19 protein-coding genes and 2 tRNA genes are annotated in these 24,042 nt (G+C 69.8%); 16 read left to right on the plus strand and 5 right to left on the minus strand.

Annotated elements, in window-relative coordinates; genetic code table 11:
- Window positions 1-6: 6 nt before the first annotated feature.
- From FHS38_RS01285 to FHS38_RS01330, 10 genes are all read left to right on the plus strand, one after another.
- The gene (locus FHS38_RS01285) at window positions 7-321 is read left to right on the plus strand and encodes a pore-forming ESAT-6 family protein (RefSeq protein ID WP_130877746.1); all 315 of its coding nucleotides are present in this window, start codon (window positions 7-9) and stop codon (window positions 319-321) included.
- A 44-nt stretch (window positions 322-365) separates the two neighbouring features.
- On the plus strand, window positions 366-749 hold the full coding sequence (locus FHS38_RS01290) for a DUF6507 family protein (RefSeq protein WP_184729788.1): 384 nt from the start codon (window positions 366-368) through the stop codon (window positions 747-749).
- Window positions 746-3,379 carry a hypothetical protein gene (locus tag FHS38_RS01295; protein ID WP_229821896.1) on the plus strand — a complete coding sequence of 878 codons (2,634 nt, stop codon included), beginning with the start codon at window positions 746-748 and terminating at the stop codon, window positions 3,377-3,379. The genes FHS38_RS01290 and FHS38_RS01295 overlap by 4 nt, the downstream gene beginning before the upstream one ends.
- Window positions 3,380-3,416: 37 nt before the next feature.
- Window positions 3,417-4,190, plus strand: a complete 774-nt coding sequence (locus FHS38_RS01300) for a hypothetical protein (RefSeq protein ID WP_229821895.1) — start codon at window positions 3,417-3,419, stop codon at window positions 4,188-4,190.
- A gap of 554 nt (window positions 4,191-4,744) precedes the next feature.
- Complete coding sequence (locus tag FHS38_RS01305) at window positions 4,745-5,281, plus strand: hypothetical protein (RefSeq protein ID WP_184729789.1); 537 nt, start codon at window positions 4,745-4,747, stop codon at window positions 5,279-5,281.
- A gap of 36 nt (window positions 5,282-5,317) precedes the next feature.
- The gene (locus FHS38_RS36275) at window positions 5,318-5,770 is read left to right on the plus strand and encodes a hypothetical protein (RefSeq protein WP_373301754.1); all 453 of its coding nucleotides are present in this window, start codon (window positions 5,318-5,320) and stop codon (window positions 5,768-5,770) included.
- A 13-nt stretch (window positions 5,771-5,783) separates the two neighbouring features.
- Window positions 5,784-7,208 carry a type VII secretion integral membrane protein EccD gene (gene eccD / locus FHS38_RS01315; RefSeq protein WP_373301753.1) on the plus strand — a complete coding sequence of 475 codons (1,425 nt, stop codon included), beginning with the start codon at window positions 5,784-5,786 and terminating at the stop codon, window positions 7,206-7,208.
- Between the two features lie 17 nt (window positions 7,209-7,225).
- Window positions 7,226-8,356, plus strand: a complete 1,131-nt coding sequence (locus FHS38_RS01320; protein ID WP_221494460.1) for a MinD/ParA family ATP-binding protein — start codon at window positions 7,226-7,228, stop codon at window positions 8,354-8,356.
- The gene (eccCa, locus tag FHS38_RS01325) at window positions 8,353-12,357 is read left to right on the plus strand and encodes a type VII secretion protein EccCa (protein WP_184729790.1); all 4,005 of its coding nucleotides are present in this window, start codon (window positions 8,353-8,355) and stop codon (window positions 12,355-12,357) included. The genes FHS38_RS01320 and eccCa overlap by 4 nt, the downstream gene beginning before the upstream one ends.
- A 16-nt stretch (window positions 12,358-12,373) precedes the next feature.
- Complete coding sequence (locus FHS38_RS01330) at window positions 12,374-13,801, plus strand: DUF6177 family protein (protein WP_184729791.1); 1,428 nt, start codon at window positions 12,374-12,376, stop codon at window positions 13,799-13,801.
- A gap of 127 nt (window positions 13,802-13,928) precedes the next feature.
- Here FHS38_RS01330 and FHS38_RS01335 read toward each other — a convergent pair whose 3' ends face one another.
- A complete protein-coding gene (locus FHS38_RS01335) occupies window positions 13,929-15,068 on the minus strand; it encodes an acyltransferase family protein (RefSeq protein ID WP_184729792.1) in 1,140 nt (379 codons plus the stop codon).
- A 258-nt stretch (window positions 15,069-15,326) separates the two neighbouring features.
- Between FHS38_RS01335 and FHS38_RS01340 the strand changes: the two genes are divergently transcribed.
- Window positions 15,327-15,524 (plus strand): hypothetical protein, encoded by a 198-nt coding sequence (locus FHS38_RS01340; RefSeq protein ID WP_184731192.1) that lies wholly within the window; start codon window positions 15,327-15,329, stop codon window positions 15,522-15,524.
- A gap of 105 nt (window positions 15,525-15,629) precedes the next feature.
- Here FHS38_RS01340 and FHS38_RS01345 read toward each other — a convergent pair.
- A tRNA-Gly gene (locus FHS38_RS01345) sits at window positions 15,630-15,703 on the minus strand.
- A gap of 279 nt (window positions 15,704-15,982) precedes the next feature.
- Here FHS38_RS01345 and FHS38_RS01350 point away from each other — a divergent pair.
- The 5 genes from FHS38_RS01350 (at window position 15,983) to clpX (ending at window position 20,771) form a co-directional block, all read left to right on the plus strand.
- A tRNA-Pro gene (locus FHS38_RS01350) sits at window positions 15,983-16,059 on the plus strand.
- Between the two features lie 258 nt (window positions 16,060-16,317).
- Window positions 16,318-17,700: a trigger factor gene (tig, locus tag FHS38_RS01355; RefSeq protein ID WP_184729793.1), complete on the plus strand. Its 1,383-nt coding sequence runs from the start codon at window positions 16,318-16,320 to the stop codon at window positions 17,698-17,700.
- Window positions 17,701-17,989: 289 nt separating this feature from the next.
- Window positions 17,990-18,607, plus strand: coding sequence for an ATP-dependent Clp protease proteolytic subunit (locus FHS38_RS01360; protein WP_370419281.1), 618 nt, complete (start codon window positions 17,990-17,992; stop codon window positions 18,605-18,607).
- Between the two features lie 56 nt (window positions 18,608-18,663).
- Entirely contained in the window at window positions 18,664-19,332 is a 669-nt protein-coding gene (locus FHS38_RS01365; protein WP_130877735.1) for an ATP-dependent Clp protease proteolytic subunit, read from the plus strand.
- A 152-nt stretch (window positions 19,333-19,484) separates the two neighbouring features.
- Complete coding sequence (gene clpX, locus FHS38_RS01370) at window positions 19,485-20,771, plus strand: ATP-dependent Clp protease ATP-binding subunit ClpX (RefSeq protein ID WP_130877734.1); 1,287 nt, start codon at window positions 19,485-19,487, stop codon at window positions 20,769-20,771.
- A gap of 595 nt (window positions 20,772-21,366) precedes the next feature.
- On the opposite strand, the gene FHS38_RS01375 is transcribed toward clpX, so the two are convergent.
- The 3 genes from FHS38_RS01375 to FHS38_RS01385 form a co-directional block, all read right to left on the minus strand.
- Window positions 21,367-21,891, minus strand: coding sequence for a hypothetical protein (locus FHS38_RS01375; RefSeq protein ID WP_184729794.1), 525 nt, complete (start codon window positions 21,889-21,891; stop codon window positions 21,367-21,369).
- A gap of 82 nt (window positions 21,892-21,973) precedes the next feature.
- The gene (locus tag FHS38_RS01380) at window positions 21,974-22,957 is read right to left on the minus strand and encodes a sulfur globule family protein (protein ID WP_184729795.1); all 984 of its coding nucleotides are present in this window, start codon (window positions 22,955-22,957) and stop codon (window positions 21,974-21,976) included.
- A gap of 117 nt (window positions 22,958-23,074) precedes the next feature.
- Window positions 23,075-23,992: a hypothetical protein gene (locus FHS38_RS01385; RefSeq protein ID WP_184729796.1), complete on the minus strand. Its 918-nt coding sequence runs from the start codon at window positions 23,990-23,992 to the stop codon at window positions 23,075-23,077.
- Window positions 23,993-24,042 lie beyond the last annotated feature (50 nt).

Genomic DNA, 24,042 nt, shown 5'->3' on the forward strand with positions numbered 1-24,042 from the left:
GTTGACATGGGTGGCACGGGTACGGATCGGCGTAGTTACGACATCGGCGCCTCGACCGAGGTGCAGGGGTCGCTGGACGGCATCATCGGCCGGCTGGAGACGGTGCTCGGCGAGCGCGAGGCGGCAGTGAAGGCGGCGATGGCCGACTTCCAGGCCGACGGCGTCTCGGACGAGTACCACGGCAAGGAGCAGCGCTGGGACAAGGCCGCCGCCGAGGTCCGCTCGATCATCAAGCTGCTGCGCACGACGATGGACAAGAACGACGGCACGGCGCACCAGACGCTGGCCAGGGCCAAGGCCGCCGTCGACAACATCGGCTGACGCCGGGGCACAGGAAAGAAACGTTTTACAGAACGGGGGGCATCGTGTCCAAGTGGGACATCAAGCCGGATGGCGTTCGTGGAGTCCTGAGCAAGACCGCCGAGGCCGGCGGGAAGTTCGAGGAAGAGTTCAAGGCGTACGGCGAGGGCTTGGTGGGCGCCGCTACCTGGGCGGGCACGATGGTTCTGGGCGGGACCGAGATCCCCAAGGGGGGTGCGTTCGGTCCCGTGGCCCAGGCGCTGCAGGAGTTCCAGCAGAAGACTGAGAACGACGTGAAGTTCCTCCCCGTCCGGACGGGGAAGTCCATCACCGGGGCGCGCCTGGCCACTGAGGAGTACCTCAAGGGCGACCTGGAGATGGCGAAGAACAAGCAGGAGGAGTACTCCAAGGCTCCGACTCCGGAAGAGATGAAGGGCCCCAAGAAATGATCGATCTGGGGAAGATACCGACCTTCACGGGCAATCTGGAGACTTTGGAGACGCATGCGGCTTCGCTGAAGACGACTGCCTCCAGCATTCGTGGCACGGGCAAGGACGTCCATAACGCCTTTCAGGCGCTGGATCCGGTCTATGACGCTCCTGAGCAGGAGCATCTGCTCAATTCGACGATTCCGGTGCGGGACAAGGCGGACGAGTTCGCGAAGAAGCTGGAGTCCGTCAGCGGCGCGCTGACGACTTTCGCGTCGACCGCGAAGCCGCTTGTCGACAAGATGAAGCAGCTCCGCAAGGATGCGGAGAAGTTCGTCGCGGACAACAAGGATGACGACGACTGGCAGAAGGACCAGGGCAAGATCGACGAGAATGCGCGTCTTGTCCGTGAGGTCGGTACGACGTGGGTGGCGTTCCAGGGCGTCGAGCGTGATGCCGCCAACAAGATCACCACGCTGGTCGGGGGCACGCATTTCGTCGTCGACGACGGCTCGCACAAGGCCGGCATGTACGGCTTCAAGGAAAGCGACGTCAAGGACGCCAAGGAGACGCCTTGGGGGACGGTCGACGAGCGTGAGTACACGGGCCTGCGGGCCGCGTGGGAGTGGACGAAGGACAACGTCGGCGGTGCGCTGAAGGGGTTCTTCGTCGACGGTGTCTGGGGCACCATCAAGGGCCTGGGCAGCATGGTCAACGTCTTCGACTGGGACAACTTCAAGAAGACGTGGTCGAACATCGGCGACGTCTTCGGTGGTGTCAGCGCGTACATCGCAACGCCGTACGAGTGGGCCATGGACAAGATGTTCGGCCCGGTCGACCACAGTGACACCGACAAGCAGAAGGCGGCCCTGCGCAACTTCGGCAAGTCGATGGTCGCCTGGGACGAGTGGGGCAAGAACCCCTCGAAGGCGGTCGGGATCGTTGCGTTCAACGGTTTGACCCTCGGCGCGGGCTCGTTCCTCAAGCTCGGCAAGGCCGGGAAGGCCGGGATGATCTCCGAGGCCGCGACCGTGATGGGCAAGGCGGGTGTGCTCGTCGACCCGATGAGCTACTTGGGCAAGGCGGCGAGTGTCACCAAGCTCAAGGTCGGCGAGCTCATGGAGGGCCTGAAGGTCAGCCAGGCCGGCGTCGACGACATGGCCCGCAACCTCCCCACCGGCACCTCGCCGCACCCGGGCGAGGCGAACGTGCCTGGGGCCCACGCGGGCGACGGTTCTTCGACCCCTTCGACCCCTTCGACCCCTTCGACCCCTTCCCACTCGGGCGACGGTTCTTCGACTCCTTCGAACCCTTCCCACTCGGGCGATTCGTCCTCCACCCCCGCCGGCTCCGGCGACAAGACCCCCGCCGGCTCCGGCGAGACGACGCCTCCCGGCCGCGAGCACGTCGACCACGAGGGCAACAAGCGCGTCGTCGGCAACGACGGGCACATCCGGGACGAGAACGGCAACGTCGTTCCCGACACCGCTCCCCACAAGGAGCCGCACAAGGACGACCTGCCCAACGTCCACGAGCACGAGACCGCTCCGGCCAAGGAACCGGCCAAGGAGCCGGCCAAGGAGAAGGTGCTCGAGGGCGCGGGCGGCCCCAGCCGCGTGGAGAACGGGACGGGACCGAAGGGCGGCGACGGCACGTCCGGCACGCCGTCCACGGGCGGTCACGCCGCGGACCACCCGACCGGCAGCGGCGCGGGCTCGCACACGCCGTCCGGCGGGAGCGGCGGTTCGCACACCCCGAGCGGTGGCGGCGCGGGTCATGGCACCGGCGGTCACGGCGAGACGCCGGGCACGGGCGCCGGCGCCGGCGGGCACGGCGGCTCGGACGGGCCCGGTGGCTCGGGCAAGGATTCCGGTCACGCCGATTCGGGCTCCGGCTCGGACAAGGGCTCGGGTGCGGGTCACGGCGCGGGTGCGGGTCATACCGGTGACTCCGGCACGGGCTCCGGCTCCGGCTCCGGTGACTCCGGTTCCGGCTCGGGCTCGGGTGACTCCGGCACGGGTTCGGGCTCCGGTGACTCCGGTTCCGGTTCGGGTGATCACACGCCGCCCGGCTCGTACAAGCCGGGTCCCGCCGAAGAGATCCCGCCCCTCAAGCGTCATGACGCGGACTTCTCGGACACGCACAACAGCAAGGGGCAGCGCAAGAGCTACCTCAACGAGGACGGCGACCTCGTACCCGCCAACCCGAACGGTGACGCGACGATCGTCGACCACATCGTGGGACGGGAGCCGAAGAAGTCGGAGAGCCCCTACACCTCGACCAGTGAGGACGGCGCCAACGCCAAGGACTACGGCGGCCAGAAGATCCAGATCGATCTGCCCCGGCTCGTGGACGACATAGCCAAGGGCAAGGTCAAGGGTGTGGAGGTCTACTCGCCGAGGGAGGTCGAGGCGGCGATCCAGCAGGCTGCCGACAAGGTCGCCGGCCGGCCCGTGGACATCAGTGTCCCGCGGGACACACCGCACGCCGAGATCGACGCGAGGGCCGCCGAGATCGCCAAGGAACTCGGCCTGGGCAAGGCCAAGACGAAGAGCCTCGCGCAGCGCATGAAGGACATGATGCACACACGCCGGGACTCGGAGTGGCTCATCAAGGGCGTCGTGCCGCGTGACTACATCAGCGGACCGTGACGACGACCGACGGGCGGAATGCGAAAGGATGCCACTCATGACCCGCTTCAGTGAATTGCTCGGCACGGATTTCGACGGCGAGCCGACGACGGATATCGACGATGTGATCTTCGGGGCTTTCGATGAGCCCGGACACCGGGACCGCGTGCCCGGACTCGTCGAGCTGATGAACGATCCCGCCGAACCGGAGATCGAGCGTTTCCTGGCCTGCGTGGCGCTGGCGACCTGGGGCGAGACGGCTGGGTACGAGGCGGTCGTCCGGGCTGCCGCGGACCCGGAGAACACGCCTTGGTACGACTTCTCGGTCGACCGCAAGTTCTCGGTCGACAGCACGTTCGCGCAGCTCGCGGACGCGGTGGCCGACGGGGACCTGGCGCAGGAAAAGGGGACCGAAGGCCTGCGCGTGGAGGCGGCCCGCGCCTTGGTGCGGCTCGCCGACAGCCAGTATTTCGAGGACAAGCTGGGCGAGTTGTTCGACGACGCCACGCTGCGGGCCATGCTGGACGACATCAAGGAGGCCGTCGACCGGGGCGTGCGGTCCCTGGTGGCGGGCGAGAAGCTCCGGTTCGACCTGCCCACGCAGCTGGTCGACCTGGCCAGTGCGGTGTCGGTTCTCGATGGTCCCTTGGGCGTGGAGATGGCCATGCGCGTGCTGAAGGTCAGTTCCTCCCCCCGCACGTTGAACCATGCCGTCGCGCTCGTCTCCCGTGCCCAGGGCCCGGAGGGCCGGCAGTTCGGTGAGTACCTGCTGACGGTCGGCGATGAGAAGGTGCGCGCGGAGGTCCGCGAGGCGCTGGGCCGCGCCGCATAGGACGGCTGCTCGGCCGAAACGGCCGGCATGCGGAGGCGGCCGGTGCACCGCTACAACGGTGCACCGGCCAACCGGCCTTCCCCGGAATGCCGGCGACGGTGCGGCAGGAACGACGATGAGTTTCTCGGTCCGGGCAGGCTGCCCTTCTCGACGGACTGGTGCCCCTTCTTGAGGAGGTTTCAACGGCCGGAATTCTCGGAGGCCGAGGCCTTCTGGGGATCCGACACATTCCCGGCCGAATGGATAATCGTCCGGGCTCGCGGCTCGAGTCGACAAATCCTTCTCCCGGGGGCGGGTGCGCGGAGTGCCCGGCCCGGGAAGCGCGGACGGAGGGTCAGGGGGCCCGAGCCCCCGGCCCGTCCGGTTCGATGATCATCTGTTGGGGGTCGGCGACGGGGGAGTCCGGTGGCTGCCTGGCGGTGTACTACTGCCCGGCTACGGGTGGAATGTCGACGCGTTTTTGCGTTCCCCCGGTGAAAGTTGATAGTGATGGCGGCCGGTGTGTGTCATGACCGCGCCGTTCCATAGTGCAGTGATTGATTCGGGGGACTCTTGTGGCTACTCCGCCGCAACAGCAGCCATTTCCGGCGCAACAGCCGTTCCAGCAGCAGCCCGGTTTTCCGCCCCAGCAGGGTCAGGCACCCCAGCAGGGCTGGGGTCAGCAGGGCCAGCCCCAGCAAGGCTTTCAGCCGCCCGCGGGGCAGGTGCACTGCCGGCTGTGCGGCGGATTCCCCGCCGTCGAGGCGACCGTGCGTGGGCATCAGGGCATTCTGATCATGATGCGGTTCCTGTCCCTCAAGGGCCCGTTCTGCCGCAATTGCGGAACGTCCGTGTGGCGCGACATGACCGGTAAGACGCTGCTGCAGGGCTGGTGGAGCCCGCTGTCGCTGGTTCTCCTGACCCCGTTCACCCTGCTGTGGAACGTATTCATCAGGGTCAAGCTCAACAAGCTTCCGCCCCCGGTTCCCGGCCAGCCCGGTATGCAGCTGGATCCCGGTCTGCCGCTGCGTCGGCGCCCCGCCGTCTGGGGCTTGCTGATCCCGGTGTCCTGGCTGCTGTTCATGGCCTTTCAGATCGCCCGGGGTTCGTAGGTCCACACCGGCTCGTGGAGCCCGGCTGATCGGGGAATGATGGCGAAGGATTACGACAGTCAGCTGCTGGAGTCGGTGTCGGTACGGCGCCGGCGCATGCGGGACGCCCTGCTCTACGGGGCCCAGCGGGCCCGCCGTACGGCGGACGAGAAGCTCGGCAAGATATTCGCCGGCATCGCCGTCGCGGCGGTGCTGTGTGCCGGTTGTGTGGGGTGGTCGTTCATCCAGCACACCCTGGCCAAGCAGAAAGAGCAGCAGAAACAGCAACAGCAGCGCTATGCGCCGCAGGTGACGCCGTCACCGTCGTTGTCGCCTTCGCCGTCCGCCTCGCACGCGAAGTCTTCGCACACGAAGTCTTCCGTCTCGCATACGAAGCCGTCGGCGTTGCGCACGAAGTCTTCCGCCTCGCAGGCGAAGCCGTCCTCCTCGCATACGAAAACGGCGAAAAATCCGAAAGGAACGCACAAAGTGACGGAGCCGGCCCAGTGATAGGTTCTGCCGCGTGGTGAATGTGGGGGAAAAACAGCGTACGGAATTGAGCAGGATCACTCTCGTCGGCGACCGCCGGCGAGTGGATCTCGTGCTGCCCGCGGACGAGCCCATCGGGCGGCTCCTGCCCGACGTCCTGCGGCTGTTGGACGACAAGGTCGGCGGCCGCCCGGCCGCCCGGCATCTGATCACTGCTGAGGGAACGGTTCTGCCGCAGGACGGGACCCTCGCCGAGGCCGCCGTGCCCGACGGTGCCGTGCTCCGGCTCGTCCGTGTGCACGACGCGCCCTCCGCCCCCGTCGTGCACGACGTCACCGACGAGCTCGCCGAGGACCTGGACGTACGCGCATGGCGCTGGCGGCCCGAGGCCCGGCGGTGGACCGCGAGCCTGGCGACGATCGTGCTGGCCGTGACCGCCGGTGTGCTCGCGCGCACCAGCCTCGGCCCGGCCGCGGTGGCGGCCGCTCTCGCGGTGACGGCCGTGCTCGTCGCGGCCGTCGGCGCGGTCGCCGCCCGCATCGGCACCCGGGCCGGCCAAGCCGGCCGGGGCGGTCAGCGCTCCCAGGCGGAAGGCCTGGCCGGCCAGGCAGGCCAGGCCGGCCGCGACCTCGGCACCACCCTCATGCTGACCGGTGGCGCGCTCGGCGTGCTCGCCGCGTGGACCGCCGCCGACGCGCACGTCTGGACCGGGCCCGCGCGGCTCGCCGCCGTGGCCGGCGCGCTCACCGTGACACTCGCGCTCCTCGGGCTGTTCTCGCCGCTCGGCAAGGGCGGTCTGATCGGCGCCGGGGCCGTCGTCGCGACCACCGGGGCGTGGGAGGCCGTCGCCGCGCTCCAGCACGACCCGGCACGCGTCGGATCCGTCATGGCCGTCGTCTCCGTCGTCGTCCTCGGACTGCTGCCCCGCCTCGCGCTGATGGCGGCCGGCCTCACCGGCCTCGACGACCGCCGCTCCGGCGGCGCCTCCGTCAGCCGCCACGAGGTCGAGACCGCCTTGGCCGCCACCCACCGTGGGCTGGTCCTGGCCACGGTCGCCGTCGCCGTGTCCGCCACGGCCGGCGGGCTGCTGGCCGTCACCTCGCCCTCGTGGTGGACGGTCCTGCTCGCGTCCGTGGTGGTGGTCGTGCTGCTCTCCCGCTCGCGCGCCTTCCCCCTGATCGCCGAGGTCGTCACGCTGCTGGCCGCCGCCCTGGTGCTGCTCGTCCGCCTCGTGGTGCTGTGGATCGACCACATCCCCGGTACCCCGTACGGGCCGCTGGCCGCGCTCTGCGGGGTGGCGATCGTGCCGCTCGCCGTGCTCGCGGTCCGGCTGCCGGAACACGTCGGCGTCCGGCTGCGCCGCGCCGTCGACCTCGTCGAGACCATCGGCGTGATCGCGGTGTTCCCGCTCGCGGTCGGGGTGTTCGGCGTCTACGTACGTCTGCTCCACCAGTTCTGAGCTCCAGGAGAGACCGCATGTCCCAGGACGACTGGCAGGGCGACGTACTGCGCAACCTGCGCAACCTCACCGACGGCCCCGGCGAACCGGGTCCGCCCGGGGAGCCGGCCGGCCGGCCCCCGGCCGAATCCGCCGACGCGCCTTCGCGGGCCGAGGCGCCGGGCCGGCCCGTCGTCGACGCCCGCCCGGCGCCCGCCCCCGCCCCCAGGCCCCTGCCCACGCCCGTCACCATGGAGCTCCCGCTCCCCGACGAGCTGGTCAAGGGCAAGCCGCTCAGCGGGGACTCCGCCGCCAAGCGGACCTCCCGCTCGCTGCGCCGGCTCGTCGGCTCCTCGGCCACCCGCGAGGTGGAGGAGGCGACCCGCGTCGCGCAGGCGCTCCAGCAGCCCCTCACCACGGGCCGGCAGATCGTCGTCACCAGCATCCGCGGCGGCGCGGGCAAGACCACCGTCGCCGCGCTGCTCGGCCGCACCTACGCGCACTACCGCCAGGACCCCGTGCTGATGCTGGAGGCCGACCCGGCGCTGGGCACCCTCCCGGCCAGGCTCGGCGTCACCAAGGTGCGCTGGACGACGAGCGACGTCGCCCAGCTCATCGACCCGTCGATGCAGCTCACCGACGTCGTCGGCTACCTCGTCCAACTGCCCGACCGGGGCTGGCTGCTGCCCGGCAGCCAGGGCCGGGTGGGCAACCGGCTGGAACTGGCCGAATACCGCTCGGTGATGGTCGCGCTGCGCCGCTACTTCGGCATCACCGTCGTCGACTGCGACACCCTCCCGAGCGAGCTGTCCCGCACCGCCCTGTCGGCGGCACAGGCACGGGTGCTGGTCACCCCCGCCACCGTCGAGGGCATCACCACCACCCGATCGGTGCTGGACTGGATGGCGTCGCTGTCGCGACCCAAGATGCTGGAGGGAACCGTGGTGGTCGTCGCCGCGTCGTCCCCCCATATGACGCTTGATGTGACCGCGGCGCGCGAGCATCTCCAGCTCGACGGCGTGAAGGTCCTGATGCTCCCGTACGACCGGCACCTCGCCACCGGCGGCCCGATCCGCACCGACCTGCTCGGCCAGGTCACGCGCGAGGCCGTCACCGAGCTCGCCGCCGAAGTCCTCACCCGAGCCATGAGCAGGCGAAGCAACCGATGAGCACCCGCATAGTCCACCGCCCCGCCCGCACCACCCGGCCGCTGCCCACTCCCGGGGCGCGCACCATCGAGCCACCGCCCAACCTGCCCGAGGGCAAGACCGGCGGCGCCATGCACACCCTCATGCCCATCGCCGGCGTGATGAGCTCCGTCGTGATGATGACGATGGTGCGCAACAGCCAGTTCGCCGGGCTCGGCGCGATCGTGCTCCTCGTCACCGTCATCGGCTCGGTCGGCATGCTGCTGTCCCAGCGCGGCAAGGCCCAGCGCACCAGGCGCCAGCAGCGCGAGCGCTACCTGGAGTACCTGGAGGAGCTCCGCGAGGAGCTGGGCGCCGAGGAGCGCGAGCGCCGCGAGACGGCCCGGGTCCTCGACCCGCCGCCCGAGGCGCTCTACGACATCGTGCGCGACCCCGCCCGGCTGTGGGAGCGGCGCCGCCTCGACGGCGACTTCCTGCGCGTGCGCGTGGGCACCGGCCGGATGCCGGTGCGCCCGCTGGACATCGGCGAGCAGGGCAGCAGCGTCCTCACCCCGCCCGACCGGTTCATGCTCAACGAGGCCGGGGCGCTGAAGAATCGATTCTCCACAGCCACCGACCTGCCCCTGACCGTCCCCCTCGACCGCGCCGGCAACGTCAGCGTCGTCGGCGACCGCGAGGGCGTCCTGCGCGTCGTACGCGCCCTGCTCACCCAGACCGCGGTCGCCCACGCCCCCGACGACGTCGCCTTCGCCCTCGCCTGCCCGGGCGACCGCATGACCGACTGGGGCTGGGTCAAGTGGCTGCCCCACACCCTCGACCCCGACGAGCACGACGGGCCCGTCGCCGCCCGCCGCATCGCCCCCGCACTGGCCCAGCTCGCCCGGCTCATGAACCGGGACCTGCGCGCCCGCGCCTCCTACGCCGCCGAGGTGCGCCGCGGTCTGTCCGGCAAGGACGCCCTGGAGATGGCCGGCCGACTGCTGATCGTCAGTGACGAGTACGGCGAGGACGCGCACGAACTGCCCCGCCCCGACGACGCCGTGTCCCTGCGGGACATGGGCGTCACCGTGCTGCACCTGGTGGCCGAGCGGGTGCAGGAACCCGGCCAGGTCTCCCTGCGCATCACCGTCGACGGCGACCAGGTCCACATCGAGGACCTGCGCCCCGCCGAGCCCGTCACCGCCCACGGCACCGCCGACCGGGCCACCGCCCCCGGCGCCGAGGGCCTCGCCCGTCTGCTGTCCCCGCTGCGGCTGTCCGCCGAATCCCTCGTCGACGCCCCGCTCTCCGGCCCCGTCGACTTCGCCGAGATGCTCGGCGTCGAGGACCCGGCCGCCCTGGACGTCCGGGAACTTTGGCGGCCCCGCGGCGAACGCGCCTTCCTGCGCGTACCGATCGGCATCAGCGACTCCCGCCAGCCGGTCCTGCTCGACCTGAAGGAATCCTCCGAACTCGGCATGGGACCGCACGGCCTGTGCGTCGGCGCCACCGGCTCCGGCAAGAGCGAGCTGCTGCGCACCCTGGTGCTGGCACTCGTCGCCTCGCACCCGCCGGAGGACCTCGCCATGGTCCTCGTCGACTACAAGGGCGGCGCCACCTTCGCCCCCTTCGCCGACCTGCCGCACGTCGCCGGCGTCATCACCAACCTCGAGAACCAGGCCGGCCTCGTCGAGCGCGTCCACTCCTCCCTCGCCGGCGAGGTGCAGCGCCGCCAGCAGGTCCTCAAGGACGCCGGCAACATCGCCGACATCGGGCACTACGCCGCCCTGCGCGAGACCCGCCCCGACCTCGACCCGCTGCCGCACCTCTTCGTCGTCATCGACGAGTTCGGCGAACTCCTCACCGCCAAACCCGACTTCATCGACCTGTTCCTGTCCATCGGCCGCATCGGCCGCTCCATCGGCGTGCACCTGCTGCTCTCCAGCCAGCGCATCGAGGGCGGCAAGCTCAAGGGCCTGGACACCTACCTCTCCTACCGGCTCGGCCTGCGCACCTTCTCCGCCGACGAGTCCCGCACGGTGCTCGACACCACCGACGCCTTCCACCTGCCGCCCATCCCCGGCTTCGGTTACCTCAAGGTCGACACCAGCGCGTACGAGCGGTTCAAGGCCAGCTTCGTCTCCGGCCCCTACCACGGCCCGGTCGCCCGGGACGTCGAGGACGAGGGCCCGGCCGTCCACCTCTACCCGGACTTCAACACCCTCGGCGAGCCCGAGGCGGGCCCCGGCGAGAGCCAGCCGGCCATGCGCCACCGCAACCCCGGCCCCACCGTGATGTCCGTCGTCGTCGACCAACTCCGCGACGCCGCCCGGCCCACCCGCGCCATCTGGCTGCCGCCGCTGCCCCGGGCCATCGCCCTGGACACCTCGGCAGGCCCGCTCCGGGCCGGCGAGCGCGGCATGCAGCTGGCCGTCCGGCCGGGCCCGCTCAAGGTGCCGCTCGGCCTCCTCGACGACCCGGCCAAGCAGTGGCAGGGGCAGTGGGTCCTCGACCTCACCGTCGGCGGCGGCCACGCCGCCGTCATCGGCGGCCCCCAGTCCGGCAAGACCACCCTGCTGCGCACCCTGGCGCTGTCCCTCGCCATGACGCACACGCCGCGCGAGGTCGGCATCTACGGACTCGACCTCGTCGGCGGCGGCCTCGCCGCCCTCTCCGGGCTCCCGCACGTCGGCGGCATCGCCGGCCGCGCCGACCGCGAACGCGCCGTCCGCACGGTCGAAGAGGTCCGCGGCATGCTCGCCGCCCGCGAGGAACTCTTCCGCGAGCACGGCATCGACTCCGTCGAGCGGCTGCGCGAAATGCGCGCCGAAGGCCGGCTCCCCGAGCTGTCCTCCACCGAGATCGTGCTCCTCATCGACGGCTTCGGCGCCCTGCGCGACGACTTCGACGAGCTCGACGACGCCGTCACCGACCTGCTCAAGCGCGGCGGCGGCTACGGCATCCACGTCGTCGCGGGCATGCTGCGCTGGAACGACGTCCGCATCGCCACCCAGTCCCTGTTCGGCACCCGCGTCGAACTGCGCCTGAACGACCCCGGCGACTCCAGCATCGACCGCAAGCTCGCCGAGACCCTGGCCCCGGACGAGAAGGGCCGCGTCCTGACCGACGGCAAGCTCTTCGCCCAGACGGCGCTGCCCCGCATCGACTCCCTCGCCTCGGCCGCCGAGCTGGGCCCGGCCGTCGAACAGGCGGCCATGGTGATCCGCTCGTCCTGGTCCGGCGACGGCGCCCAGCGGGTCAGGGTGCTGCCCACCCGCATCCCCGCCGCCTCCCTGCCGTCCGTGACGTCCGAGCCCAACCGGGTGCCCCTCGGACTGGACCAGACGGCCCTCGCGCCCGTCCTGCTCGACCTGTTCAAGCGGGACCAGCACCTGATGATCCTGGGCGACAGCGAGTGCGGGAAGACCAACCTGCTGCGCCTGGTCACCCAGGGGCTCATGGAGCGCTACTCCGACGAGGAGATCGTCTTCGCGGTCATGGACCCGCGCCGGGGCCTGCGCAAGCTGGTGCCCGAGGAGTACCGCGGCGGCTACGCCCACAACTCCAGGCTGTGCGGCGCGCTGGCCGCGGGCATCGCCACCGAGCTCGAGAAGCGCATGCCCGACGACCTCGCCGCCCAGGACGCCCTCGTGTCCGGCACCTGGTACTCGGGTCCGCGCATCGTCATCCTCATCGACGACTACGACATCCTCACCACCGGCGGCCAGCAACCGCTCGCGCCGTTCATGCCGTTCATCCCCTCCGCGCAGGACATCGGCCTGCACTTCGTCGTCACCCGCCGGGTGGCGGGAGCCTCGCGGGCGCTGTACGAGCCGTTCCTGATGACGCTCCGGGAGAGCGGTTCGACGGCGGTCGTCATGACCGGCGACCGGCAGGAGGGCCAGCTCTTCCCCGGCGTCTACGCGAGCGCCCAGCCGCCCGGGCGCGGCAGGCTCGTGCGCCGGGGCGAGGCGATCCGGCTGGTCCAGACGGCGATCGCCGCCGCGGACGGCGACACCGAGACGACGGCCGACCACGCATGACCAGGGGGAACACCGCATGACCAAGGACGTGATCGCGCTCACCGAGCGCATGCCGGACGCGCTGAGCGTCCTGGCGGGCCTCCTCGCGGGCGGCCCGGACCTGCTGGTCGAGACCACCGGCGAAGGGGCCGTGGTCCAGCTGTGCGACGCCGAGGGCCGGCCGCTCGTCTCGATCGAGGCGCCGCTGATGCTCCAGGTGCCGGGCGAGGCGGCCCGGCTGCTCGGGCCCGGCGCCGAGCCGTCCGGCGACGGCCCGGCGTGGTGGATCGAGGCCCGCGCCACCACGGGCGTCCCCCAGGCCGAGCAGCTCGCGGGTGCTTTCGCGGCCCGGCTGACCATGCTTCTGGGCGGCCGGGTCTGGCCGCCGGACGCCCCCGGCACCGTCGGCGCGGCCAGCCCGGTCGACGTCTCGGGCCTCACGGCCGTCCCGGTCCCCGCCGCCGCCCAGCCGGCCGTCGACATGCTCACCGACGAGGCCGCCGTCGTCCTCCAGGACCGCCCGGTCGTCCCCATGACGAGCTGGCTCTCCGAGGCACTGCGGGCCACCGTGGAGAGCGACCGGTCCCTCCAGATCGTCACCCCGCCGCACTGCCGCCTCTCCCTGCCCACCCGCATGGTGCTGCAGTCCACTCCCTCGCGCTGGGTGGTGCAGGACGAGCGGTGCGGCTATTACGACGGGCTGACCGGCGCGGTACTGCGCTGGCAGGACGGCGCCTTCTCCCCGGACCGGGACGAGAGCGGCGAGACCCCGGTGGCGGACGCCTTCACGGACGTCCGGCCCACCGGCGAGCGTCAGCTCATCGTCTCCTTCCGCACCTTGCACCAGCCTGAGGCGGACCTCGTTCTCGGCGGCGCGCTGGAAGCCGCCTGGCAGGCGCTGACCGGCGGCCCGCCGGCCGGCTGGGGGACGTCGGAGCCGGCCGGTCTGACCTGGTCGCGGCGGCAGCTGACCGACCTGGCCTACGAGCGCGCCCCCCAGCCCACCTGGACGGTGGTCGTCGGCACCCCGGACCGGCCGGCCGTCGCCACCCTGCGTGTGATCCGCACCTCGGAGGGCGTGGAGGAGGACGTCACCCTCACCGTGGGCTACGGCCCCGGGGAGGAGCTGCCCCTGGAGGCACTGCCGAAGCTGGCCGACGAGCTGGTCACCCGGCACGGGCTGAAGACCATGATGTGCCAGCTGCGCGAGGCGCGCCGGGACCTGAGCGCCCCGCCCCGCTTCGAGCACCCGCCGCTGCCGTACGCCCTCGTGCTGGGCCCCGCGGAGGTCCGGGAGGCAGGGCGCGACACCGCGAGCAGGACACCGCTGAAGGAACGCCCGGTGCAGCTGGGCCCGAGCGCCCGGCCGGGCTTCTACTACCCGCTCGGCGACGGCGAGACCGCCGAGAGCTGGACGGCCCTGGAGCAGCTCGTACGCCATCTGCGCGGGGCGCCGCCGCTCTAGGTCCCGTCGTCGACCCGCACCACCGCTGCGCGGCGGTGTCCTCAAGCGCCGGACGGGCTGCTGTGCAGCCCGTCCGGCGCTTGAGGACGCACCGGCTGGGCCGAAGACGCACCGGCTGGGCCCTGGGTCAACGGCCCCGCGTCGCGGAAGCCTTCCCCGGGGCGGTGTCCTTGACGAAGGCCCACTCCATCTTCGGCTCCATCGCGAAGCGGAAGACCCTCCGCACCGGCTTGCTGCACAGTGCGGTCATCATGGCGATCGCGAGCAGTGTCACGACGACCTCACCCACCGGCTGCCGGATCCACGCGTAGGCGTCGTACCACTCCCACCAGCGCGACAGCTTGATCAGGAAGCCGTGCAGCAGATACCCGTACAGGGTCCCCGCGCCGAGCGCCGTGAACCACACCGTCCGCCCGGGCACCCAGGCGAAGAAGCAGGCGATCAGCACGGCCGCGCAGGCGAAGAGCGCGAGCTGCATCACGGGCGCGGCCCACAGCGGCGCATCGAGCTCCTGCACGCTGTCGTTGTGGTAGAACCACGCGGTGTCCATGGTCGGCGCCAGCCAGTAGGCGACCGCTACCGCGCCCGCGAAGACCGGCACCGCCGCGATCCGCACCCAGCGCTTGCGCACGAGGTGGAAGTGCTCGGGCTTCATGTGCAGCCCGATCACGAAGAACGGCAGGAACTGCATCACCCGTTGGAGATCGAAGTCGGTGCCGACCTCGGGGGAGAGCTCGGCGAGGATCGCGATGACGAAGGCGACCGGCACGGGCCACCGGATCAGCTTCCAGATCGGGGTGGTCAGCCGCCAGACGAACAGCGCGGCCAGGAACCAGTTCAGATACCAGGGGTTGAGCAGCGAGATCGGCTCGTTCGGGGAGTCGTCCTCCGCCCAGTGCTGGAAGTACGTGTACGCGACCTCGAAGATCAGGTACGGCACGACGACACCCGTGATGAGCCGCTTGAGCTTGGCGGGGCTCAGGTCGAAGCCACGGGAGAAGTAGCCGGAGATCAGGATGAAGGCCGGCATGTGGAACGCGTAGACCGTCATGTACAGCGCCGTCGCCGCCCGGCCGCCGTGGGTGAGCGGCTCCCAGGCGTGCCCCAGGGCGACCAGGACGATCGCCAGGTACTTCGCGTTGTCGAAGAAGGGGTCACGCTGTGGGGCGGGCGCCGGGCCGGGTGCCGGTATCGGCGGTGCGGCCGGCTGGGAGACGGCGGAAGCGGAGGCCACGGGGTGCGCGGGAGGCGTGGCGGTGGGGGACATTCGAGGCACCCTAGCGGCGGAAGCGGAACGCGTAAAACCTTGCCCGTACGTACGCACACGGCCCATGGCTTACCTCCGCGATACTCGGTAAACCGCCCTAAAAGCCGCCCCGGCACCCCCGCTGTGATTCCGCTGGCGAATCGTCACGCCGCCCCCCTGGTGGCCGAGTTGATGGCACGATGGTTGCCGAGAGGGGTTCCGGGGGCAGCATGTCCTCCGGGGGGCGGCCAGGGAATTCGACCGAGGGTGTGATCAGTTGTGACCACCGTTTCACTGTCTGTGGTGTTACTGCTGGCGATCATCCTGGTGGTGATGTACCGCGCGGGCAACATCAAGGCGGGCCCCGCGATCGTCGCCATACTCTTCGGCTTCTTCCTCAAGAACACGAGCATGGCGGAGCCGATCCAGCGGTTCCTCAACTCGATCGCCGAGACGATCAACAACATCAGGTTCTGAACCGCGGGCGCCCGGCCACGGATGCCCGCCCGCGTGCTCGCCGGCCTGGGGAACCGCGCCCGGCGGGCATGCAAAACGCCCCCGGCCGTGGCCGAGGGCGTGTGCTGGAGCGGGCGACGGGAATCGAACCCGCGTAGCCAGTTTGGAAGACTGGGGCTCTACCATTGAGCTACGCCCGCCGGGTCGGTGCTCCGCCTGTGCGGCGAAGACCGCGGTCATCGTATCAGGGGTGAGCGGCGAGGTGTTGTGGGCCTCGTTCGCCCGTGATCGCCCGGAAATGGGGCCCCGCTCCGATTGTCCGGAACGACTCGCCGACGACCGCGCCGGGCCGCCGGCCGACCGATCGCCAGACGATCACCATCCGCCCCCGCCGTCCCCCTGGGACCCGCCGGGGTGACCTGCGTGGAAATCGCGTGCACCAAGGGGCCTTCGGGCATGTACCCTACGTGTCGCACCGACGGGGTGTGGCGCAGCTTGGTAGCGCGTCCGCTTTGGGAGCGGAAGGTCGTCGGTTCGAATCCGGCCACCCCGACCAGCACGACATGTTTCCCGGGTTTTCTCGGTTTCTTGAGATCTCTCGCCGTTTCCGGACGTTTTCCGGTGTTTTCCGGAGCCTCCAGAGGTTTTCCGGCGCGTCCCGGTCATCTGTACGCGCCGCACGGCCAAGATCACATTGTGGGGCTCAACCAGCTTGCGGTTACTATGCAAGCTGCGCGCCTGTGTGTCTCTCTGCCGGGCGCGGAGCGCTGAACCTCAGCAGAAACCCAGCAGTCAGCCCCAAGGAGACCGAACCGTGAAGAGCGCCGTGGAGACCCTGAACCCGACTCGGGTTCGGCTCACTGTCGAGGTGCCCTTCGAGGAGCTCAAGGCCAGCCTCGACGCGGCGTACAAGAAGATCAACCAGCAGGTCACGGTGAAGGGCTTCCGTCAGGGCAAGATCCCGGCCCGCGTCATCGACCAGCGGTTCGGCCGTGGTGCGGTGCTGGAGGAGGCCGTCAACGACGCGCTGCCGAAGTTCTACACCGAGGCGGTCAACGAGGCCGACCTGAACCCGCTGGGCCAGCCCGAGGTGGACATCACGGAGCTGAAGGACGGCGAGCTGCTGGCCTTCACCGCCGAGGTGGACATCCGCCCGGCCCTCGAGATCCCGGACTACTCCGGCATCGAGGTCACCGTCGACGCCGTCGAGGTGTCGGACGAGGACGTCGAGAAGTCGCTCGAGCAGCTCCGTGACCGCTTCGCCACCACCTCCCCGGTCGAGCGCGCCGCCGCCGAGGGCGACATCGTCACCGTCGACCTGGAGGCCAAGGTCGACGGCGAGGTGCTGGAGGACGGCGTCGCCACCGGCGTCGACTACACCATCGGCTCCGGCCAGCTCCTGGACGGCATCGACGAGGCCGTGACCGGCCTCGAGGCCGAGGGCACCGCCACCTTCACCTCCGAGCTCAAGGGCGGCAGCGCCGAGGGCAAGGAGGCCGAGGTCTCGGTCGTCGTCACCGCCGTCAAGGCCCGCGAACTGCCCGAGCTGGACGACGACTTCGCCCAGCTGGCGAGCGAGTTCGACACGCTGGAGGAGCTGCGCGCGGACAGCCGCAAGCGCCTCGGCCGCATGAAGAAGTACGACCAGGCCACCCAGGCCCAGGAGAAGGTGCTCGAGGAGCTGCTGAAGCTCGTCGAGGTCCCGATGCCCGAGAAGCTTCTCGAGGACGAGGTCAACACCCGCAAGCACAACCTGGAGCACCACCAGCTGGGCCAGATGGGCCTGGACCTGGCGAAGTACCTGGAGATCCAGGGCAAGTCCGCCGAGGAGTTCGACGCCGAGCTCAAGGAGCAGGCCGAGAAGGGCATCAAGACCCAGTTCGTCCTCGACGAGATCGTCAACAAGGAGAAGCTGTCGGTCGGCCAGGAGGAGCTCACCGAGCACCTCATGCGCCGTGCGCAGTCCTCCGGCATGAGCCCCGACCAGTTCGCCCAGGCCGTCGTCGAGGGTGGCCAGGTGCCGATGCTCGTCGGTGAGGTCGCCCGCGGCAAGGCCCTCGCGACCGTCGTCGAGGCCGCCACGGTCAAGGACACCAACGGCGAGGTCGTCGACCTCGACGACGAGGACGAGACCGCCGAGACGGTCGAGGCCACCACCGAGACGGCCGAGGCCGCCGAGGAGAAGACCGAGGCCTGATCCACGGCCTCTGCGTAGCCCGCAGAACCCCTTACGGACGGGCCCGTACGTGTTTCGCACGTACGGGCCCGTCCGTGGTCTCAGGGGCCTGTCACGGCCCCTGGAACCTGCGCTCAGAGCGAACAGTTCCTGATGCGGGATGGCGCCCGCCGGACAGCGCGTTAGGGTCCGTAGATACGAGGGCAGGGGAGACGTTGGAGCGGGCCGGCCGGACTGGCCGCGCCACCCCCGACCTCAGGTAGAAGACGCGGAGACGGCCCGTTGCCGTCAGAGACGAGCAGGTGGATACGTGACGAATCTGATGCCTTCCGCCGCCGGTGAGATTGCCTTCGGTGGTGGCCTCGGCGACCAGGTCTACAACCGGCTGCTCGGGGAGCGGATCATCTTCCTCGGCCAGCAGGTCGACGACGAGATCGCGAACAAGATCTGTGCGCAGCTGCTGCTGCTGGCCGCGGAGCCGGACAAGGACATCTTCCTTTACATCAACTCGCCCGGTGGCTCGGTGACCGCCGGCTTCGCGATCTACGACACCATGCGTTACATCAAGAACGACGTGGTCACGATCGCGATGGGCCTCGCGGCCTCCATGGGGCAGTTCCTGCTGACCGCGGGCACCCCCGGCAAGCGCTTCGCGCTGCCGAACTCGGACATCCTCATGCACCAGGGCTCCGCGGGCCTCGGCGGCACCGCCTCGGACATCAAGATCCAGGCCGAGCAGCTGCTCCGCACGAAGAAGCGCATGGCGCAGATCACCGCGGAGCACACCGGCCAGACCGTGGAGACGATCATCCGCGACGGTGACCGTGACCGTTGGTTCACCGCGGAGGAGGCCAAGGAGTACGGGATCATCGACGAGATCATCACCTACGCCTCCGGCGTTCCGGGCGGCGGCGGCACCGGGGCCTGATACCCCCCGGCAGCACTGCCTCGAAGCCGAATCCCAGCCCACCGATCGCCACCAGGATGGTGAACACCCGCATGAACAACTTCCCCGGCAGCGGCCTCTACACCGGCCCGCAGGCCGAAGCCCGCTACGTCGTGCCGCGCTTCGTGGAGCGCACCTCCCAGGGCGTCCGTGAGTACGACCCGTACGCGAAGCTCTTCGAGGAGCGCGTGATCTTCCTGGGCGTCCAGGTCGACGACGCCTCCGCCAACGACGTCATGGCGCAGCTGCTGTGCCTGGAGTCGATGGACCCCGACCGTGACATCTCGATCTACATCAACTCGCCGGGCGGCTCGTTCACCGCGCTGACCGCGATCTACGACACGATGCAGTTCGTGAAGCCCGACATCCAGACCGTCTGCATGGGCCAGGCCGCCTCCGCGGCCGCGATCCTGCTGGCCGCCGGCACCCCCGGCAAGCGGATGGCACTGCCGAACGCCCGCGTCCTGATCCACCAGCCGTCCAGCCAGACGGGCCGTGAGCAGCTCTCCGACCTGGAGATCGCGGCAAACGAGATCATGCGCATGCGTACGCAGCTCGAGGAGATGCTGGCGAAGCACTCCAGCACGCCGATCGAGAAGATCCGTGACGACATCGAGCGCGACAAGATCCTCACTGCCGAGGACGCGCTCGCGTACGGTCTGGTCGACCAGATCGTTTCGACGCGTAAGACGTCTGTTTCGGTCTGAGTTCCGGTCCGGGCACCGTTGTCGGGTGGCAACCCCCTTGGACCGAGTAGGTCCAAGGGGGGCCCGCACAGGGGGCCCGGCAAGGTACCGTCGATAGGCAAGCACCCGGGTTCGCAGAGCAAGGCGGATCCCAGGCGAAGGGGAAGCACCTCGTGGCACGCATCGGTGACGGCGGCGACCTGCTCAAGTGCTCGTTCTGCGGCAAGAGCCAGAAGCAGGTGAAGAAGCTCATCGCGGGTCCTGGTGTGTACATCTGCGACGAGTGCATCGACCTCTGCAACGAGATCATCGAGGAAGAGCTCGCGGAGACCTCCGAGGTGCGCTGGGAGGAGCTCCCCAAGCCCCGTGAGATCTACGAGTTCCTCGAGGGCTATGTAGTGGGCCAGGAGGCCGCCAAGAAGGCCCTCTCCGTCGCGGTCTACAACCACTACAAGCGCGTGCAGGCCGGTGAGAACGCCGGAAACCGCGACGACGGCATCGAGTTGGCGAAGTCCAACATCCTGCTGCTCGGCCCCACGGGCTCCGGCAAGACCCTGCTCGCGCAGACGCTCGCCCGGATGCTCAACGTCCCGTTCGCCATCGCCGATGCGACCGCGCTGACGGAGGCGGGCTATGTGGGCGAGGACGTCGAGAACATCCTGCTGAAGCTGATCCAGGCCGCCGACTACGACGTCAAGAAGGCCGAGACCGGCATCATCTACATCGATGAGATCGACAAGGTCGCCCGAAAGAGCGAAAATCCGTCGATCACACGAGACGTCTCCGGCGAGGGCGTCCAGCAGGCCCTGCTGAAGATCCTGGAAGGCACGACGGCCTCCGTCCCGCCCCAGGGCGGCCGCAAGCACCCGCACCAGGAGTTCATCCAGATCGACACGACGAACGTCCTGTTCATCGTGGGCGGCGCCTTCTCCGGCCTGGAGAAGATCATCGAGTCGCGGGCCGGCGCCAAGGGCATCGGCTTCGGTGCCACGATCCGCTCCAAGCGCGAGATCGAGGCCAGCGACCAGTTCCAGGAGGTCATGCCGGAGGACCTGGTGAAGTTCGGGATGATCCCCGAATTCATCGGCCGCCTCCCGGTCATCACCTCCGTCCACAACCTGGACCGCGAGGCCCTCCTCCAGATCCTCGTCGAGCCGCGCAACGCCCTGGTGAAGCAGTACCAGCGGCTGTTCGAACTCGACGGCGTGGAGCTGGACTTCGACCGCCCGGCCCTCGAGGCCATCGCCGACCAGGCCATCCTCCGTGGCACGGGTGCGCGAGGCCTGCGCGCCATCATGGAAGAGGTCCTGATGTCGGTGATGTACGAGGTCCCGTCCCGCAAGGACGTCGCCCGCGTCGTCATCACCGAAGACGTCGTCCACTCGAACGTCAACCCCACCCTGGTGCCGCGCGAGCCCCGCATCGTGGGCAAGGACGAGCGGCACGAGAAGAGCGCGTAGCGCTGTCTGTACACACGGAAAGGGGGCGCCCGGCCGGTTTGGCCGGGCGCCCCCTTTTGCCGTGACTACCTCGCGGGTCAGCGCGCGAAACAGGCGAATTCCGCGTGCTGCGCCGTGACGCCGATGCGGCCCAGTTCTATCAGGCATTTCTGCCGGGCTGAGATGGGGTCACCAACGGAGCCGCTCATCCCGTCGTGAGCGAGGCGGCATGCTTTCTCTACCTTCACCCCGATCTGGTACCCCTGGCTGCTCAGGTATGTACGGCACTGAGCAGGGCTGGCCATGGCCGGAGCCGTAGCGGCAAACTGAAGTGCACCCGCGGCAACAACCATGCCTGCGGCTACCGCAACTCGTCGAGCTGCCTTACGCATTCGCGTAGTCCTCATTTCTGTGCGTGGTCAATCCCGGCTCGCGGCGTACCGACGTGGCGGAAGACCAAGATCATCGAATGCACAGCGTGAACCTATGGCTACAGGTTGGCGAGTGCCTTCTTCGCCAGATGTGGCGGATTTACGTTGCTGCGGCGTGCCCCATGCGCATGGATGGCTGGGGGATGTCCAGCAGCTCGTAGGCCCGGTCCGTCGCACGGCAGATGTCAGGCGGGCCTGCGTACGTCCCGGTAGATGCCTGCCGTGACCTTCGCGAAGGCCGTGAGGTCCACGGAGTCCGCCGAGAGTCGTTCGGGGTCGAAGTCGAGGACCAGCATCGCGTCCGACTCGCCCGCCCACGCGCAGGCCGGGGCGTAGGCGCGGTCGTACATCTTCACGACCTCGCAGGCGATGGCCGGGCCGGCATGGCCTTCCGGGGTGAAGTCGTGCCGCTCACTCGCCACGGACGGTTTCCCGGGGCCGCTCTCGAAGCCCTTGAACATGCCGTCCAGGACGGCGTCAGGCTCCCCGATGCCGCCGTACGCGCCCGACAGCGACAGCGTCACCGAGTGATCGGCCACCCGCTGGTAGCGGCCCAGTACGGAAACGGCGCCCTTGGGCATGCCGCCCTGGACGCCGAGTCCCTCCTTCTCCAGCTGCTTGGTCCCGGCATCGAGCCGGTACGCCCCGCCGACCAGCGTCGGCGGGGTGACGAGCGTGACCGCAGGCCCGTCGTCGCCCGGGACGAGCAACAGAACGGCAGCGACGACGGCCGCCGCGACGCCGAGTGCGACGGCCGCGGCGGGGACGAGGAGCCGGCGCCCGGTCAGCGGACTACTTCTTGATTTCCTTGCGCGAATCGGTGCGCACCTTGGCGGTCGCCTCGGACAGCTCCTTCGCAGACATCACCGGGCCGGTGGCGCCCGTGGGGCCCGTGGTGCCGGCGGATCCGGTCGGGGCGCCCGAGGACTGCGTGACCGAGTGCTCGACGACACCTACAGCGCTGCTGTCCCCCCAGACGCAGAAGCTGGTCTCGGACGAGGACGACATGGTGCCGAAGGTCAGGGTAGCCTTCTGCGCCTTGCACTTCATCACCGCGCCGTCGAAGCCACCGGGGTGGAACTCGGTCGTCTCGGTGACGGTCTCGACCTTGGCCTTGAACCTCTCCGTGGCCTTCTGCTGGTTCTCATTGATCTTCGCCAGCATCGCGTCGACCGACTTCTCCGGGTCGGCTACGTCGCCGTAGACAGCCGTCACCTTGAGCTTCTGCTTTTCCGGGCTGGTGTAGAGGGCACGCACGCCGGTGCCGTTGAGGATGCCCATCGCCTTGGCATCCTTGTCGTTGGCGAGGCTCTCCTTCTCCTTGGCCGAGCCGATCGACTCCTTGGTGTACTTCCCGTCGAGCAGAGTCTGCGGCAGCACGATCTCGTACGGCGCCACCTTCCCGTCGCTCCCGCTCCCGCCGCTCCCGCCCAGGAAGAACACCGCGCCGCCGACGATCGCGCCCACCACGACCAGCGCACCGATCACGATGCCGATCGTCTTGCCCTTGCCGCCGCCCTGCGGGGGCACCGGCGGCGGGTACTGGCCCGGGACGCCCGGCTGGCCGTACGGCGGCTGCTGGCCGTACGGGCCCGGCTGCTGGGGGGCGCCGTACGGGGCCTGGGGCTGGCCGTAGGGGGGCTGCTGGCCGTAGGGGGCGGCGGGGGGCTGCTGGGGGTAGCCGTAGCCGGGCTGTCCGGCGGCGCCGCCCTGGCCGTACGGGTTGGGCTGCTGGGGAGGCTGCTGGCCGTACGGGCCCGGCTGGGGGTAGCTCATCGTGTCTCTCTTCGAATGCGGGGGGACTCTCGCGTCAGATGCCCGTCATCCTTCCCGATGACTTACCCAGGCTTTACCGCGGGGCCGCAACGGTTTCGGAACAGTTGACGTCCGCCGTCACCGGTCGATCTCGACGCGCACGTCCTGACGGAGCTTCATCGTCCGGGCGGCGGCCTCGTCGAGGCCGAGGTCCTGGCCGCTGGCCAGCAGCGCCGCGTCCATGGCGAAGACGGTGCCGACCGTGTGTTTGTCGGCCCAGATGCACAGCGGCATCTTCATGGTCCGCGCGCCCGTGTTGCTCCACTTGCTGATCTGGCACTTCATCACGGCGTCGTCGCCGAGCCCGTCCGGGGACATCCGTTGGGGCGTGCCCTCGAATTCGGTCTTCGCGTCGGGGTTCTTCTCGTTCGTGGTAGCCCTGGTCACGCTCAGGAACAACCCGTCCACCATCACCTCGGGGCTCCGTACCTCATCGCCCCACGCGCCGGTGAACCTCAGCTGCTTCTGGGAGAGTTTGTCCTCGCCGGACTTGTACGCGCCCGAGACGCTCCGCGGGTTGGTGATTCCCAGGATCTTGAGATCGTCCAGCTCCTTCGAGCCGAACCCGCTCCCGGACTCGCCGGGGTCCTTCTTGTACTCGCCCGCGACCGTCTCGGGCGCGATGAGTTTGTAGCGCTGCCCGGTCGGTGACGCGGGGGCGCTGGGGGAGGGGCTCGCCGGGGCGGTGGGCGAGGCCTTGCCGTCGGCCCGGTGGTCCGCCTTCCTGCCGCCGTCCTTCAGGACGACGATGCCGCCCACGATCGCGCCGACCACGACGACCGCCCCGACCGCGAGGGCGACCGCTTTGCCCTTTCCGCCGCCCTGCGGAGGTATCGGGGGCGGGTACGGGGGCGGCATGCCCGGCCCCCAGCCGCCCGGCTGCTGAGGCTGTTGCTGCGGCCGGCCATACCCGTAGCCCGGTGGGCCGTACGGATTCGGCTGCTGAGGCTGCTGCTGCGGCGGCGCCCCGTACGGGCCCGGCTGGTGCTGGGTCATCGTCGTCCCCTGCGTCTACGGATGCGTCTACGGAAGATCGGTTCGCGACA

The organism is Streptomyces netropsis (genome assembly GCF_014203545.1).
GTDB classification, from domain to species: Bacteria; Actinomycetota; Actinomycetes; order Streptomycetales; family Streptomycetaceae; genus Streptomyces; species Streptomyces netropsis.